Raw genomic sequence first — 15,786 nt, 5'->3', positions numbered from 1 at the left:
CCTTTTCGTTGCCCGACTGTCCGAGAACACCCCATGCAGCTTTCTTCGCTCACTGCGGTTTCCCCTGTTGACGGCCGCTACGCCGGCAAAACCCAGGCCCTGCGCCCTATTTTCAGCGAATACGGCCTGATCCGTTTCCGCGCCCTGGTGGAAGTCCGCTGGCTCCAGCGCCTGGCGGCCCACCCGCAAATCCCTGAAGTCCCGGCATTTTCTGCCCAGGCCAACGCCATTCTCGACGCGCTGGCCAATGACTTCGCTCTGGAGCACGCCGAGCGTGTGAAAGAGATCGAACGCACCACCAACCATGACGTGAAAGCGATCGAGTACCTGCTCAAGGAGCAGGCTGCCAAACTGCCGGAACTGGCCAAGGTCAGCGAGTTCATCCACTTCGCCTGCACCAGCGAGGACATCAACAACCTGTCCCACGCCTTGATGCTGCGTGAAGGTCGCGACACCGTGATGCTGCCGCTGATGCGCCAGATTGCCGAGTCCATCCGCGAGTTGGCGATCCGTTTCGCCGCCGTGCCGATGCTCTCACGCACCCATGGCCAGCCTGCATCGCCGACCACCCTGGGCAAGGAGCTGGCCAACGTCGTGTACCGCCTGGAGCGCCAGATCGCTCAAGTGGCTGCCGTGCCGCTGCTGGGCAAGATCAACGGTGCCGTGGGCAACTACAACGCTCACCTGTCGGCCTACCCGGACATCGACTGGGAAGCCAATGCCCGCGCCTTCATCGAAGACGAGCTGGGCCTGGGCTTCAACCCGTACACCACGCAGATCGAACCGCACGACTACATCGCCGAGCTGTTCGACGCGATTGCACGCTTCAACACCATCCTGATCGACTTCGACCGCGACATCTGGGGCTACATCTCCCTGGGCTATTTCAAGCAGCGCACCATCGCCGGTGAAATCGGCTCCTCGACCATGCCGCACAAGGTCAACCCGATCGACTTCGAAAACTCCGAAGGCAACCTGGGTATCGCCAACGCCCTGTTCCAGCACCTTGCGAGCAAGCTGCCGATCTCCCGCTGGCAGCGCGACCTGACCGACTCCACCGTGCTGCGCAACCTCGGCGTGGGCTTTGCTCACAGCGTGATTGCCTACGAAGCGAGCCTCAAGGGTATCGGCAAGCTGGAGCTCAACGAGCAGAAGATCGCTGCCGACCTGGACGCCTGCTGGGAAGTCCTGGCCGAGCCGATCCAGACCGTTATGCGCCGTTATGACATCGAGAACCCGTACGAGAAGCTGAAAGAACTGACCCGCGGCAAGGGCATCGGCCCCGAAGCGCTGCAGACTTTCATCGATGGCCTGGACATGCCTGACCAAGCCAAGGCGGAGCTGAAGAAACTCACTCCCGCCAACTACATCGGCAACGCCGTGGCACAAGCCCAGCGCATCTGATCGCACTGCATACGCTCTGAACGCCCGGCTGAGCCGGGCGTTTTTATTCCGCTTCGGAAAATACGTTTTTTCAATAGGTTACACATGAATCCTGATATTCCTCTTCAGCTGCTTGGTGGCATCACCGCTCGCGAATTCCTGCGCGACTACTGGCAGAAAAAACCGTTGCTGATCCGTCAGGCCATCCCGGACTTCCAGAGCCCGATCGACGCCGATGAACTGGCGGGCCTGGCGCTGGAAGAAGAAGTCGAATCGCGCCTGATCATCGAAAACGGCGAGCGCCCATGGGAGCTGCGTCGCGGCCCGTTCGCCGAGGACGAGTTCGGCAAACTGCCCGAGCGCGAGTGGACCCTGCTGGTCCAGGCGGTCGATCAGTTCGTTCCCGAAGTGGGTGAGCTGCTGGAAAACTTCCGCTTCCTGCCAAGCTGGCGCATCGATGACGTGATGATCAGCTATGCAGCGCCAGGTGGCAGCGTCGGCCCGCATTTCGACAACTACGACGTGTTCCTGCTGCAAGGCCATGGCAAGCGTCACTGGCAGATCGGCCAGATGTGCGACTCGGCAAGCCCGTTGCTGGAGCATGCAGACCTGCGCATTCTCGCCGACTTCCAGACCAGCGAAGAGTGGACCCTGGAACCGGGCGACATGCTCTACCTGCCCCCGCGCCTGGCTCACTGCGGCGTCGCCGTCGATGAATGCCTGACCTACTCGGTAGGCTTCCGCGCCCCGAGCGCCGCCGAAGTGCTGACCCACTTCACCGACTTCCTCAGCCAGTTCACGCCGGACGAAGAGCGCTACACCGACGCCGACGCGCAACCGGTCAGCGACCCGCACCAGATCCAGCATGACGCACTGGATCGTCTCAAGGCGCTGCTGGCCGAGCACATGGGTGACGAGCGCCTGCTGCTGACCTGGTTCGGCCAGTTCATGACCGAGCCGCGCTACCCGGAACTGGTCGTCGGCCCGGAGCTGGAAGACGCCGAACTGCTCGACAGCCTGGAACAGGGCGCCGTGCTGATCCGCAACCCTAGCGCCCGCCTGGCCTGGTCGGAGGTCGACCAAGACCTGCTGTTATTCGCCAGCGGCCAGAGCCGTCTGTTGCCGGGCCATCTGCGCGAGCTGCTGAAACTGATCTGCGCCGCCGATGCGCTGCACACCGACAATCTGGGCCAATGGCTGGCAGATGACGACGGTCGCAACCTGCTCTGCGAGCTGGTCAAACAAGGAAGTCTGGGGTTTGCTGATGAATAAGATCCGTGTACGGGTAGCTGACTGGCACAAGGATAACGCCGACATCCGGCGCATCCGCGAAGCCGTGTTCATCGCCGAGCAATCGGTACCGCCCGAGCTGGAATGGGATGCCGAAGACGCAGGCGCGCTGCACTTTCTGGCCCTGGAAGGCGACTACCCGGTGGGCACGGCACGTCTGCTGCCTGACGGCGAAATCGGCAGGCTTTCGGTGCTCAAGGACTGGCGCGGCCTGAACGCCGGCGACGCACTGCTCACGGCAGTCATCGCCGAAGCGGAAACCCGCGACTTGAAGGAGCAGAAGCTCAGCGCTCAGGTGTACGCCACCGCGTTCTATGAGCGCTTTGGTTTCACCGTGGTCAGCGAAGAGTTTCTTGAAGCCGGGCTGCCCCACGTCGACATGGTGCGCCACTCGCGCTAGACGCAGAACCGGTAGCCACCACCGAACGCCCCGGTATCCTCGCCTCAGCTGGCTATGCTGAAACGAGAATGCCGGGGCGTTCTGCTGTCTGCGATTCAATTTGGCCGTAACCGGGCCGACAAACTGGCAAACTCAACGCTTTGATGCGCCCCATCGCGGAGATCACACCGATGTCGTTACGTACCCTGCTCGCTTCAATGCTGTTGGCTTGCAGCTTCACGGCAGCCGCCGCCACTGAAGTCATCCCTCTGAATTACCGCACCAGCGATGACCTGATGCCCGCCGTGAAGTCGTTTCTGGGCACCGAGGGCAGCGTCAATGCCTATGGCAACAAACTGATCGTTAACGCCGAGCCTGGCAAGATCAACGAACTGCGCGACCTTCTGACCCAGCTCGATACCGCACCCAAGCGCCTGCTGATCAGCGTCGACACCAGCGACAACACCGTCCAGAGTGATCAGGGTTATTCGGTCAACGGCACGGTGCGCTCGCAAAACGGCCGTGTCGGGGTCAATGGCCAGACCCGCATCCTCAACTACGGCACCGCCAGTCGCGACGGTGGCGTGCAGCAGGTTCAGGCCAACGAAGGTACCCCGGCACTGATTCAGGTAGGCCAGAGCATCCCCATCACCAATGTGCAGAGCGATTCCTACGGCTACGCGCAAACCAACACGCAATACCGCAACGTCACCCGCGGCTTCTACGTCACCGCCAGCATCACCGGCGACATCGTCCACCTGAGCATCAGCACCAACAACGACCGCATGAGCCAGCAACAGGCCGACGCGATCAAGGTACAGAGCACCGATACTCAGGTCAGCGGCCGCTTGGGCGAATGGATCACCCTGGCCGGCGTCAGCGACCAGTCGCGTGCCGAAGAACAAGGCGTCACCCGACGCTACGCCACGCAGGGTCGCGATGACATGACCCTGCGGGTCAAGGTCGATAGCCTGGATTGATCGTCCCATCCGGTCGTTTTTCTTCGTGCCCGTGAGTCCGGCACCACCGACCTGCAGGAGTGGGCTTGCTCGCGATAGCGATCCACCAGACACCTGGCGGCTTGCGACCGTACGCCATCGCGAGCAAGCTCACTCCTGCAATGTTTTCGCATTCTCCAGAACGCCCCCTCCTGCGCATTGGTAGCCGTCCGGCTGCGGCCTCAAGTGCGCGACCGACTGCAAGCCGTGCCGCTACAACGAATGGGGGTTAGATCCGCGTTTACGTCATCTTGCACGCCAGTTTGTAGTGCCACACCACGCCACTACATTCCCCCCTGCGCCGTGACCAGCCAGTGCCAGAGCTGACTCCCCCTTTCCAGCACCTTCGAGCCTTAAACTGACTGATGAGTCGCATCCTACAAAAGATGTAGTGCATGAAAAAAAGCACTACAAAGTGTTTGACGAGGCAAAAATGCCAAGGCATGATGGCCTCGCTCCCACTAATCGGAGGTTGCCGCTAAAAGCCTCCTGATCGCGTCAGAACTCAACCAAGTCTGACCGATTCGCGTCTTTTCCGCCCAAAAGGCAGCGTTACCCCATCGCTATCGCGAGAAGTCCAGGCTGAAACACCATGCTTTCCGATTCAGTGAGCAGCCATCAGTGCGCCTTGAACAAACACCTGGCGCTGGCGGAGCAAGGAGCTTCACCTCAAAGACCCACAAGACTATGCGACGAGGTTTACCCCATGGCACTGACACGCGAACAACAAATTGCAGCTATCGAGAAAGACTGGGCCGAGAATCCACGCTGGAAAGGCGTGACCCGCACCTATTCCGCTGCTGACGTCGTCCGCCTGCGTGGCTCGGTTCAGCCTGAACACACCTTCGCGAAGCTGGGTGCTGACAAGCTGTGGAATCTGGTGACCCAGGGCGCCAAGCCGTCCTTCCGTCCCGACAAGGATTTCGTCAACTGCATGGGCGCCCTGACCGGCGGCCAGGCCGTGCAACAAGTCAAGGCAGGTATCCAGGCGATCTACCTGTCCGGCTGGCAAGTGGCCGCCGACAACAACTCCGCAGAGTCCATGTACCCGGACCAGTCGCTGTACCCGGTTGACTCGGTGCCAACCGTGGTCAAACGCATCAACAACTCGTTCCGCCGCGCCGACCAGATCCAGTGGAAAGCCGGCAAGAATCCAGGCGACGAAGGCTACATTGATTACTTCGCGCCGATCGTGGCCGACGCCGAAGCCGGTTTCGGCGGCGTCCTGAACGCCTACGAACTGATGAAAAGCATGATCGAGGCGGGCGCTGCCGGCGTGCACTTCGAAGACCAGCTGGCCTCGGTGAAGAAATGCGGTCACATGGGTGGCAAGGTACTGGTACCCACCCAGGAAGCCGTGCAGAAACTGGTGGCCGCCCGTCTGGCCGCTGACGTCGCTGGCGTGCCGACCATCATTCTGGCGCGTACCGATGCCAACGCCGCCGACCTGCTGACGTCCGACTGCGACCCGTACGATCAACCGTTCGTCACAGGCACGCGTACCCCGGAAGGCTTCTACAAGGTGCGTGCCGGTCTGGATCAGGCCATCGCTCGCGGCCTGGCCTATGCGCCGTACGCCGATCTGATCTGGTGCGAAACCGCCAAGCCGGATCTGGACGAGGCCCGTCGCTTCGCCGAAGCGATCAAGAAGGAATACCCCGACCAACTGCTGTCGTACAACTGCTCGCCTTCCTTCAACTGGAAGAAGAACCTGGACGACGCGACCATTGCCAAATTCCAGCGCGAGCTGTCGGCCATGGGTTACAAGCATCAGTTCATCACCCTGGCGGGCATCCACAACATGTGGCACAGCATGTTCAACCTGGCGCACGACTACGCCCGCAACGACATGACCGCCTACGTGAAGCTGCAGGAGCAGGAGTTCGCTGACGCGGCCAAGGGTTACACCTTCGTTGCGCACCAGCAGGAAGTGGGCACTGGCTACTTCGACGACATGACCACCGTGATTCAGGGTGGCAAATCGTCGGTCACAGCCCTCACCGGCTCGACTGAAGAAGAACAGTTCCACTGAGTTCGATGCTTCGGACAGAAGCCGCCTTCGGGCGGCTTTTGCGTTCTTGGGCACGCGATAACCTAGATAGGCCGTCAACTATTCCCCGATAGAAAGCGCAGATCGACCTGCGCAATTTAATCAATGTGCCCGCTTTATAAATAGATTCTTTGCACAGTCGCTCTAACGTGAACTTCGTCACTTTTCAGTGACAGAGGCAAAACCCTCTTTCAAATGATATTAATTATCATTTCACCCACCTGTTTTTCGTTACCATTCGAGCGAAACATAATTAACGAAATGTGCCGTAATGCCCGTGCGGCGCGGCCCGAAGCACAGCTGCCATGACATATCTCATTAATCCTGCGAATAAATTTGATGTAGAAAATTTACTTGCCCTTCTTTTGCACATAAAATCACCGAGATTGATCGCACTGCGACATATCGTCACTGCTTCTACTTCTTTTCAAGCTCAGAGACCCTTGCTCTCTGTTAAGGACTGCCAGCATGCCCGAATCGACAGGTCTGATTGCCCACAACTGGGGCTTCGCCATTTTCCTTTTGGGCGTCATCGGCCTTTGCGCCTTCATGCTCGGCCTTTCCAGCCTGCTGGGTTCCAAAGCCTGGGGCCGCAGCAAGAACGAACCGTTCGAATCCGGCATGCTGCCCACCGGCGGCGCCCGTCTGCGGCTCTCGGCAAAATTCTATCTGGTCGCGATGCTCTTCGTGATTTTCGACATTGAAGCCCTCTTTCTGTACGCCTGGTCTGTGTCCGTCCGCGAAAGCGGCTGGACCGGCTTCGCCGAAGCTCTCGTTTTCATAGCAATTCTGTTGGCAGGTCTTGTCTACCTATGGCGTGTAGGGGCGCTCGATTGGGCTCCCGTAGGTCGTCGTAATCGGCAGGCGAAGCTAAAACAATGAGGCTTTGGCAATGCAATACAATCTCACCAGGATCGACCCGGATGCTCCTAACGAGCAGTACCCCATCGGCGAACGGGAAACCGTCTCCGATCCGTTAGAAGACCAAGTCCACAAAAACATCTTCATGGGCAAGCTCGAGGACGTACTGAGCGGTGCTGTCAACTGGGGCCGCAAGAACTCCCTTTGGCCGTACAACTTCGGTCTGTCGTGCTGCTACGTGGAAATGACCACCGCCTTCACGGCGCCCCACGACATCGCACGCTTCGGCGCCGAGGTTATCCGGGCATCGCCGCGTCAGGCGGATTTCATGGTTATCGCCGGCACCTGCTTCATCAAGATGGCGCCGATCATCCAGCGTCTCTACGAGCAAATGCTCGAGCCCAAATGGGTCATTTCCATGGGTTCGTGTGCCAACTCCGGTGGCATGTATGACATCTACTCGGTGGTACAGGGCGTGGACAAGTTCCTGCCTGTGGATGTCTACGTGCCCGGCTGCCCGCCCCGTCCAGAGGCGTTTCTGCAAGGCTTGATGCTGTTGCAGGAATCCATTGGCCAGGAGCGTCGCCCTCTTTCCTGGGTCGTCGGCGACCAAGGCGTTTACCGCGCCGAGATGCCGTCGCAGAAGGAACAGCGCCGCGAACAGCGAATCGCAGTCACCAACCTGCGCAGCCCCGACGAAGTCTGATCCAGTTTTCTTTTACAAAAAGAAGCCTGAACCTGGGTTCATTCTGTACGTTGACCGATAGCGATCGAGACCTATGACTGCAGACACCGCTCTGTATATCCCGCCTTACAAGGCTGACGACCAAGACGTGGTCGTCGAATTGCACAACCGTTTTGGCGCCGAGGCGTTCACCGCTCAATCCACGGTCACAGGCATGCCTGTGCTGTGGGTGGCCCGCGCCAGGCTGTTCGAAATCCTCACGTTCCTGCGCAACGTGCCCAAGCCGTACTCGATGCTCTACGACCTGCACGGCGTGGACGAGCGCCTGCGCACCAAGCGCCGTGGCTTGCCGGACGCCGACTTCACGGTGTTCTACCACTTGCTGTCGGTGGAACGTAACAGTGACGTCATGATCAAGGTGGCGCTGTCCGAGGGCGACCTCAGCGTGCCGACCATCACCAGCATCTGGCCGAACGCCAACTGGTACGAGCGTGAAGTCTGGGACATGTTCGGGATCGACTTCCCGGGCCACCCGCACCTGACCCGCATCATGATGCCGCCGACCTGGGAAGGTCACCCGCTGCGCAAGGACTACCCTGCCCGCGCCACCGAATTCGACCCGTACAGCCTGACGCTGGCCAAGCAGCAGCTGGAAGAAGAAGCCGCGCGCTTCCGTCCGGAAGACTGGGGCATGAAGCGCTCCGGCACCAATGAGGACTACATGTTCCTCAACCTGGGGCCGAACCACCCTTCCGCTCACGGTGCGTTCCGTATCGTGCTGCAACTGGACGGTGAAGAAATCGTCGACTGCGTGCCGGACATCGGTTACCACCACCGTGGTGCCGAGAAGATGGCCGAGCGGCAGTCCTGGCACAGCTTCATCCCCTACACCGACCGTATCGACTATCTCGGCGGGGTGATGAACAACCTACCGTACGTCCTCTCGGTCGAGAAACTGGCCGGCATCAAGGTGCCGGAGAAGGTCGACGTCATCCGCATCATGATGGCCGAGTTCTTCCGCATCACCAGCCACCTGCTGTTCCTGGGTACCTACATTCAGGACGTGGGCGCAATGACCCCGGTGTTCTTCACCTTCACCGACCGTCAGCGCGCCTATACCGTGATCGAAGCCATCACCGGTTTCCGTCTGCACCCGGCCTGGTACCGCATCGGTGGTGTCGCCCACGACCTGCCGCGTGGCTGGGAAAAACTGGTCAAGGACTTCGTCGAATGGCTGCCAAAGCGCCTGGACGAATACACCAAGGCCGCGCTGCAGAACAGCATTCTCAAGGGTCGTACCGTCGGCGTTGCCGCCTACAACACCAAGGAAGCGCTGGAATGGGGCGTCACCGGTGCCGGCCTGCGTTCCACCGGCTGCGATTTCGACCTGCGCAAGGCTCGCCCGTACTCGGGCTACGAGAACTTCGAATTCGAAGTGCCGCTGGCCGTCAACGGCGATGCCTATGACCGCTGCATGGTCCGCGTCGAAGAAATGCGCCAGAGCATCAGGATCATCGACCAGTGCCTGCGCAACATGCCCGAAGGCCCGTACAAGGCGGATCACCCGCTGACCACGCCGCCGCCCAAAGAGCGCACCCTGCAGCACATCGAAACCCTGATCTCGCACTTCCTGCAGGGTTCGTGGGGCCCGGTCATGCCGGCCAACGAATCCTTCCAGATGATCGAAGCGACCAAGGGCATCAACAGTTATTACCTGACGAGCGACGGCGGCACCATGAGCTACCGTACCCGGATCCGCACCCCAAGCTACCCGCATCTGCAACAGATCCCTTCGGTGATCAAAGGCAGCATGGTCGCGGACTTGATCGCGTACCTGGGTAGTATCGACTTCGTTATGGCCGACGTGGACCGCTAAGCATGAACAGCACGCTTATCCAGACAGACCGTTTCGCCCTGAGCGAATCCGAGCGCTCGGCCATCGAGCACGAAATGCATCACTACGAAGACCCGCGCGCGGCGTCCATCGAAGCCCTGAAGATCGTCCAGAAGGAACGTGGCTGGGTGCCGGACGGCGCCATCTACGCGATCGGCGAAGTACTGGGCATCCCTGCCAGCGACGTTGAAGGGGTGGCCACGTTCTACAGCCAGATCTTCCGTCAGCCGGTAGGGCGCCACATCATCCGCGTCTGCAACAGCATGGTCTGCTTCATCGCCGGTCACGAAGACATCGTCGGCGAAATCCAGAGCAAACTGGGCATTGGCCTGGGCCAGACCACCGCCGACGGGCGCTTCACCCTGTTGCCGGCCTGCTGCCTGGGCAACTGCGACAAGGCGCCGGCGGTCATGATCGACGACGATACTTTCGGCAATCTGCAGCCTGCTGGCGTTGCCCAGCTGCTGGAGGGTTACGTATGACCATCACTTCATTCGGCCCGGCCAACCTGATCCAGCGCGCGCCGGAAACCCATCCGCTGACCTGGCGTCTGCGCGATGACGGCGAGCCGGTGTGGTTCGACGAATACGTGGCCAAAGACGGCTATGCCGCGGCTCGCAAGGCCTTCGCCCAGCAATCGCCTGACGAGATCGTGCAGTCGGTCAAGGACTCGGGTCTCAAGGGTCGTGGCGGCGCGGGCTTCCCCACTGGTGTGAAGTGGGGCCTGATGCCCAAAGACGAATCCATGAACATCCGCTACCTGCTGTGCAACGCGGATGAAATGGAGCCCAACACCTGGAAAGACCGCATGCTGATGGAGCAACTGCCCCATCTGCTGGTCGAGGGCATGCTGATCAGTGCTCGCGCGCTGAAAGCCTACCGCGGCTATATCTTCCTGCGTGGCGAGTACGTTACCGCTGCCAAACACCTGAACCGCGCCGTGGCAGAAGCCAAGGCCGCCGGGCTGTTGGGCAAGAACATCCTGGGCACCGGTTTCGACTTCGAACTGTTCGTCCACACCGGCGCCGGGCGTTATATCTGCGGGGAAGAAACCGCACTGATCAACTCCCTGGAAGGCCGTCGCGCCAACCCTCGCTCCAAGCCGCCCTTCCCCGCCGCCGTGGGCGTCTGGGGCAAGCCAACCTGCGTGAACAACGTCGAGACCCTGTGCAACGTCCCGGCCATCGTCAACAACGGCAACGACTGGTACAAGGCCATCGCACGTCCGGGCAGCGAAGACATGGGCACCAAGCTCATGGGCTTCTCCGGCAAGGTCAAGAACCCGGGCCTGTGGGAGCTGCCGTTCGGCCTGCCTGCCCGTGAGCTGTTCGAGGATTACGCGGGCGGCATGCGCGACGGCTTCAAGCTCAAGTGCTGGCAGCCAGGCGGCGCCGGCACCGGCTTCCTGCTGCCCGAGCATCTGGACTGCCAGTTCTACGCCGGTGGCGTGGCCAAGGTCGGCACCCGGATGGGTACTGGCCTGGCGATGGCGGTCGATGACAAGGTCAACATGGTGTCGATGATGCGCAACCTCGAGGAGTTTTTCTCTCAAGAGTCGTGCGGTTTCTGCACCCCTTGCCGCGACGGTCTGCCGTGGAGCGTGAAAATCCTGCGCGCCATCGAGAAAGGCCAGGGTCAACCGGGCGATATCGAGACGCTGCTGGGGTTGGTCAACTTCCTCGGTCCAGGCAAGACCTTCTGCGCTCACGCACCGGGCGCCGTGGAACCTCTGGGCAGCGCGATCAAGTACTTCCGGTCTGAGTTCGAGGCAGGCATCGCACCGGCGCGTGCGGGCGACCTCAATCAGGTCATGAGTCCGACGATAGCCGGCGCATAAAAAGACAGACCGGTCGGCGGCTGAACAGGCCGCCTTCCCATGCTCCGATTGCGCCTGCAAGGCTGTTTGAATCGGAGCAGTACCGAGATTCCATTAGCCACGCCCGCTGACAACGGGCCAACGAAGACCTTTGAACCATGGCTACTATTCACGTAGACGGCAAAGCGCTCGAAGTCGATGGCGCAGACAACCTGTTACAGGCATGTCTGTCGCTGGGCCTCGACATCCCTTATTTCTGCTGGCATCCAGCCCTTGGCAGTGTTGGCGCCTGTCGCCAGTGCGCGGTCAAGCAGTACACCGACGAGAACGACACCCGTGGTCGTATCGTCATGTCCTGCATGACCCCGGCCACTGACAACACCTGGATCTCCATCGAAGACGAAGAATCCAAGGCGTTCCGCGCCAGCGTCGTCGAATGGCTGATGACCAACCATCCCCACGACTGCCCGGTCTGTGAGGAGGGCGGTCACTGCCATCTGCAGGACATGACGGTGATGACCGGCCACAACGAGCGCCGGTATCGCTTCACCAAACGCACCCACCAGAACCAGGAACTGGGGCCGTTCATCGCTCACGAGATGAACCGCTGCATCGCCTGCTATCGCTGCGTGCGCTTCTATAAAGACTACGCCGGCGGCACCGATCTGGGCGTGTTCGGCGCCCACGACAACGTGTATTTCGGTCGCGTTGAAGACGGCACGCTGGAGAGCGAATTCTCCGGCAACCTCACCGAGGTCTGCCCGACCGGCGTGTTCACCGACAAGACTCACTCCGAGCGCTACAACCGCAAGTGGGACATGCAGTTCTCGCCGAGCATCTGCCACGGCTGCTCCAGTGGTTGCAACATCAGCCCGGGTGAGCGTTACGGCGAAATCCGCCGCATCGAGAACCGGTACAACGGCTCGGTCAACCAGTACTTCCTGTGCGACCGCGGCCGCTTCGGTTATGGCTACGTCAACCGCAAGGACCGTCCACGTCAGCCACTGCTGGCCGACGGTACCAAGTTGAGCCTGGACGCTGCGCTGGACAAGGCCGCCGACCTGCTGCGCGGTCGTAACATCGTCGGTATCGGTTCGCCACGCGCCAGCCTGGAGAGCAACTTCGCCCTGCGTGAACTGGTCGGTGCCGAGCATTTCTACTCAGGCATCGAAGCCGGTGAACTGGAGCGCGTGCGCCTGGTTGCCCAGGTTCTCAAGGACAGCCCGCTGCCGATTCCGACCCTGCGTGAAGTCGAAGAACACGATGCCGTGTTCATCCTCGGTGAAGACGTCACCCAGACCGCCGCGCGCATGGCCCTGGGCCTGCGTCAGTCGGTGAAAAACAAAGCCGAAGACATGGCCGCTGCGATGAAAGTCCAGCCTTGGCTCGATGCCGCGGTGAAAAACATCGGTCAGCACGAGATGAACCCGCTGTTCATCGCAAGCCTGGCTGAAACCCGCCTGGACGACATCGCCCAAGAGTGCGTGCATGCCGCGCCCGACGATCTGGCGCGCATCGGTTTCGCCGTGGCTCACGCCATCGACCCGAGCGCTCCAGCCGTCACCGGTCTGGACAGCGAAGCGCTGGAACTGGCGCAGCGCATTGCCACTGCCTTGCTTGAGGCCAAGCGTCCGCTGATCGTGTCCGGCGCCTCGCTGGGCTCCAACGCGCTGATCGAAGCGGCGGCGAACATCGCCAAGGCCTTGAAGCTGCGTGAGAAAAACGGCTCGCTGAGTCTGATCGTGCCGGAAGCCAACAGCATGGGTCTGGCGCTGTTTGGCGGTGACTCGCTCGACGCTGCGCTGCAAGCGGTGATTACGGGCAAGGCCGACGCCATCGTGGTGCTGGAAAACGACCTGTTCACCCGTGTCGATTCCGCCACCGTCGATGCTGCACTCAAAGCCGCGAAAGTGGTGATCGTTGCCGATCACCAGAAGACCGCGACCACCGACCGTGCCGACCTGGTTCTGCCAGCGGCCAGCTTCGCTGAAGGCGACGGCACCCTGGTCAGCCAGGAAGGCCGCGCCCAGCGCTTCTTCCAGGTTTACGATCCAACCTACCTGGACGCCAGCATCAAGATTCACGAAGGCTGGCGCTGGCTGCACGCCCTGCGCGCAACCTTGCTCAACCAGCCGGTGGACTGGACGCAACTGGACCACGTCACCGAAGCCTGCGCCGCGAGCAATGCGCAACTGGCCGGTATCGTCGGCGCCGCCCCTTCCGCTGCATTCCGCATCAAGGGTCTGAAGCTTGCGCGCCAACCGCTGCGCTACAGCGGCCGTACCGCCATGCGCGCCAATATCAGCGTGCACGAGCCACGGACCTCGCAAGACAAGGACACCGCGTTCTCCTTCTCGATGGAAGGTTACTCGGGTTCGGCCGAGCCTCGCTCGCAGGTTCCATTCGCCTGGTCTCCGGGCTGGAACTCGCCGCAAGCGTGGAACAAGTTCCAGGACGAAGTCGGTGGTCACCTGCGTGCCGGCGATCCGGGCGTGCGCCTGATCGAGACCAGCGGCGACAAGCTCGGCTGGTTCGCCAGCGTGCCCCGCGCCTTTGCCCCGGCTCAAGGGACTTGGCAAGTCGTGCCGTTCTTCCACCTGTTCGGCAGTGACGAAACCTCGTCCAGGGCCGAGCCGGTTCAAGAGCGCATCCCGCAAGCCTATGTCGCACTGGCCAAGTCCGAAGCGGACCGCCTGGGCGTCAACGACGGTGCCATGCTCAGCCTGAGCGTTGCCGGTCAGACCCTGCGTCTGCCGCTGCGCATCAGTGAAGAGCTGGGCGCGGGTCTGGTGGCACTGCCATCGGGTCTGGCCGGCATTCCTCCGGCGCTGGCCGGGAAAACCGTTGAAGGTCTGCAGGAGGCAGCACAATGACCACATGGTTCACTCCCGAAGTGATCGACTCGATCATCGCCGTCGTCAAGGCCATCGTGGTGCTGCTCGCCGTGGTGGTCTGCGGCGCGCTGCTGAGCTTCGTCGAACGTCGTCTGCTGGGCTGGTGGCAGGACCGTTATGGTCCTAACCGCGTCGGCCCGTTCGGCATGTTCCAGATCGCTGCCGACATGCTCAAGATGTTCTTCAAGGAAGACTGGAACCCTCCCTTCGTCGACAAGATGATCTTCACCCTGGCGCCGGTCGTGGCCATGAGTGCCCTGCTGATCGCGTTCTCGATCATTCCGATCACCCAGACCTGGGTCGTCGCGGATCTGAACATCGGCCTGCTGTTCTTCTTCGCCATGGCCGGTCTTTCGGTCTATGCGGTGCTGTTCGCCGGCTGGTCGAGCAACAACAAGTACGCCCTGCTGGGCAGCTTGCGGGCCTCGGCGCAGACCGTGTCGTACGAAGTGTTCCTGGGCCTGTCGCTGATGGGCATCGTGGTGCAGGTGGGCTCGTTCAACATGGGCGACATCGTCAACTACCAGGCCGAACACCTGTGGTTCATCATTCCGCAGTTCTTCGGCTTCTGTACCTTCTTCATCGCCGGCGTAGCCGTGACGCACCGTCACCCCTTCGACCAGCCGGAAGCGGAACAGGAACTGGCAGACGGTTACCACATTGAATACGCCGGCATGAAGTGGGGCATGTTCTTCGTCGGTGAGTACATCGGCATCATCCTGATCTCGGCACTGCTGGTAACGCTGTTCTTCGGTGGCTGGCACGGTCCGTTCAACATCCTGCCGCAACTGTCGTTCATGTGGTTCGCCCTGAAAACCGCGTTCTTCATCATGCTGTTCGTCCTCTTGCGTGCATCGATCCCTCGTCCACGTTACGACCAGGTGATGGATTTCAGCTGGAAGTTCTGCCTGCCACTGACCCTGATCAATTTGCTAGTGACCGCTGCGGTCGTCTTGGCGGCTCAGTGAGGATTTGACCCATGTTCAAATATATTGGCGACATCGTTAAGGGTACCGGTACCCAGTTACGCAGCCTGATCATGGTCTTCGGCCATGGCTTCCGTAAGCGTGACACCCTGCAATACCCCGAAGAGGCGGTCTATCTGCCGCCGCGCTACCGTGGCCGGATCGTCCTGACCCGCGACCCCGACGGCGAAGAGCGCTGCGTGGCCTGCAACCTGTGCGCCGTGGCCTGCCCGGTCGGCTGCATCTCGCTGCAGAAAGCCGAGACCGAGGACGGTCGCTGGTACCCGGACTTCTTCCGCATCAACTTCTCGCGTTGCATCTTCTGCGGTCTCTGTGAAGAAGCCTGCCCGACCACTGCGATCCAGCTCACGCCGGATTTCGAAATGGCCGAGTTCAAACGTCAGGATCTGGTGTACGAAAAGGAAGATCTGCTGATCTCCGGCCCCGGCAAGAACCCTGACTACAACTTCTACCGCGTTGCGGGTATGGCGATCGCTGGCAAGCCCAAAGGCTCTGCGCAGAACGAAGCCGAACCGATCAACGTCAAGAGCTTGCTGCCTTAAGGAAGAAA

At 61.0% G+C, this 15,786-nt stretch carries 13 protein-coding genes; all 13 read left to right on the top strand.

Annotation, left to right across the window (positions count from 1 at the left end; all coding sequences use genetic code 11):
* Positions 1-33 precede the first annotated feature (33 nt).
* The 13 genes from purB to nuoI all read left to right on the top strand — a co-directional run bounded on the left by purB (position 34) and on the right by nuoI (position 15,778).
* Complete coding sequence (gene purB, locus ACI2KS_RS23480) at positions 34-1,404, top strand: adenylosuccinate lyase (protein ID WP_404623394.1); 1,371 nt, start codon at positions 34-36, stop codon at positions 1,402-1,404.
* Between the two features lie 84 nt (positions 1,405-1,488).
* Positions 1,489-2,655, top strand: coding sequence for a JmjC domain-containing protein (locus ACI2KS_RS23475; protein WP_404623393.1), 1,167 nt, complete (start codon positions 1,489-1,491; stop codon positions 2,653-2,655).
* Positions 2,648-3,073 (top strand): GNAT family N-acetyltransferase, encoded by a 426-nt coding sequence (locus tag ACI2KS_RS23470; RefSeq protein WP_404623392.1) that lies wholly within the window; start codon positions 2,648-2,650, stop codon positions 3,071-3,073. Before ACI2KS_RS23475 ends, ACI2KS_RS23470 begins: the two co-directional genes overlap by 8 nt.
* A 170-nt stretch (positions 3,074-3,243) precedes the next feature.
* Positions 3,244-4,032, top strand: a complete 789-nt coding sequence (locus ACI2KS_RS23465; RefSeq protein WP_404623391.1) for a secretin N-terminal domain-containing protein — start codon at positions 3,244-3,246, stop codon at positions 4,030-4,032.
* A 724-nt stretch (positions 4,033-4,756) separates the two neighbouring features.
* Positions 4,757-6,082 carry an isocitrate lyase gene (gene aceA / locus ACI2KS_RS23460; protein WP_122625266.1) on the top strand — a complete coding sequence of 442 codons (1,326 nt, stop codon included), beginning with the start codon at positions 4,757-4,759 and terminating at the stop codon, positions 6,080-6,082.
* 486 nt (positions 6,083-6,568) lie between these two features.
* Complete coding sequence (locus tag ACI2KS_RS23455) at positions 6,569-6,982, top strand: NADH-quinone oxidoreductase subunit A (RefSeq protein WP_062380742.1); 414 nt, start codon at positions 6,569-6,571, stop codon at positions 6,980-6,982.
* Positions 6,983-6,992: 10 nt separating this feature from the next.
* Entirely contained in the window at positions 6,993-7,667 is a 675-nt protein-coding gene (locus ACI2KS_RS23450; RefSeq protein ID WP_074755324.1) for an NADH-quinone oxidoreductase subunit B family protein, read from the top strand.
* Positions 7,668-7,740: 73 nt separating this feature from the next.
* Positions 7,741-9,522 carry an NADH-quinone oxidoreductase subunit C/D gene (gene nuoC / locus ACI2KS_RS23445; protein WP_404623390.1) on the top strand — a complete coding sequence of 594 codons (1,782 nt, stop codon included), beginning with the start codon at positions 7,741-7,743 and terminating at the stop codon, positions 9,520-9,522.
* A gap of 2 nt (positions 9,523-9,524) precedes the next feature.
* A complete protein-coding gene (gene nuoE, locus ACI2KS_RS23440; protein WP_093466804.1) occupies positions 9,525-10,022 on the top strand; it encodes an NADH-quinone oxidoreductase subunit NuoE in 498 nt (165 codons plus the stop codon).
* Entirely contained in the window at positions 10,019-11,377 is a 1,359-nt protein-coding gene (gene nuoF, locus ACI2KS_RS23435) for an NADH-quinone oxidoreductase subunit NuoF (protein ID WP_404623389.1), read from the top strand. Before nuoE ends, nuoF begins: the two co-directional genes overlap by 4 nt.
* Before the next feature lie 137 nt (positions 11,378-11,514).
* Complete coding sequence (gene nuoG, locus ACI2KS_RS23430; protein WP_404623388.1) at positions 11,515-14,229, top strand: NADH-quinone oxidoreductase subunit NuoG; 2,715 nt, start codon at positions 11,515-11,517, stop codon at positions 14,227-14,229.
* Entirely contained in the window at positions 14,226-15,218 is a 993-nt protein-coding gene (nuoH, locus tag ACI2KS_RS23425; RefSeq protein WP_404623387.1) for an NADH-quinone oxidoreductase subunit NuoH, read from the top strand. Before nuoG ends, nuoH begins: the two co-directional genes overlap by 4 nt.
* An 11-nt stretch (positions 15,219-15,229) precedes the next feature.
* Positions 15,230-15,778 carry an NADH-quinone oxidoreductase subunit NuoI gene (gene nuoI / locus ACI2KS_RS23420; protein ID WP_042559871.1) on the top strand — a complete coding sequence of 183 codons (549 nt, stop codon included), beginning with the start codon at positions 15,230-15,232 and terminating at the stop codon, positions 15,776-15,778.
* Positions 15,779-15,786 lie beyond the last annotated feature (8 nt).

This window comes from Pseudomonas sp. NPDC087358 (assembly GCF_044900785.1).
Lineage (GTDB): Bacteria > Pseudomonadota > Gammaproteobacteria > Pseudomonadales > Pseudomonadaceae > Aquipseudomonas.
The sequence above is the reverse complement of the archived record's forward strand: the minus strand, read 5'-3'. Positions and strand labels throughout refer to the sequence as shown.

What these genes read in the sequence shown, in the direction of transcription:
- purB (WP_404623394.1), top strand. Translation starts at nt 34, where the DNA reads ATGCAGCTTTCTTCGCTCACTGCGGTTTCCCCTGTTGACGGCCGCTAC.
- ACI2KS_RS23475 (WP_404623393.1), top strand. Translation starts at nt 1,489, where the DNA reads ATGAATCCTGATATTCCTCTTCAGCTGCTTGGTGGCATCACCGCTCGC.
- ACI2KS_RS23470 (WP_404623392.1), top strand. Translation starts at nt 2,648, where the DNA reads ATGAATAAGATCCGTGTACGGGTAGCTGACTGGCACAAGGATAACGCC.
- ACI2KS_RS23465 (WP_404623391.1), top strand. Translation starts at nt 3,244, where the DNA reads ATGTCGTTACGTACCCTGCTCGCTTCAATGCTGTTGGCTTGCAGCTTC.
- aceA (WP_122625266.1), top strand. Translation starts at nt 4,757, where the DNA reads ATGGCACTGACACGCGAACAACAAATTGCAGCTATCGAGAAAGACTGG.
- ACI2KS_RS23455 (WP_062380742.1), top strand. Translation starts at nt 6,569, where the DNA reads ATGCCCGAATCGACAGGTCTGATTGCCCACAACTGGGGCTTCGCCATT.
- ACI2KS_RS23450 (WP_074755324.1), top strand. Translation starts at nt 6,993, where the DNA reads ATGCAATACAATCTCACCAGGATCGACCCGGATGCTCCTAACGAGCAG.
- nuoC (WP_404623390.1), top strand. Translation starts at nt 7,741, where the DNA reads ATGACTGCAGACACCGCTCTGTATATCCCGCCTTACAAGGCTGACGAC.
- nuoE (WP_093466804.1), top strand. Translation starts at nt 9,525, where the DNA reads ATGAACAGCACGCTTATCCAGACAGACCGTTTCGCCCTGAGCGAATCC.
- nuoF (WP_404623389.1), top strand. Translation starts at nt 10,019, where the DNA reads ATGACCATCACTTCATTCGGCCCGGCCAACCTGATCCAGCGCGCGCCG.
- nuoG (WP_404623388.1), top strand. Translation starts at nt 11,515, where the DNA reads ATGGCTACTATTCACGTAGACGGCAAAGCGCTCGAAGTCGATGGCGCA.
- nuoH (WP_404623387.1), top strand. Translation starts at nt 14,226, where the DNA reads ATGACCACATGGTTCACTCCCGAAGTGATCGACTCGATCATCGCCGTC.
- nuoI (WP_042559871.1), top strand. Translation starts at nt 15,230, where the DNA reads ATGTTCAAATATATTGGCGACATCGTTAAGGGTACCGGTACCCAGTTA.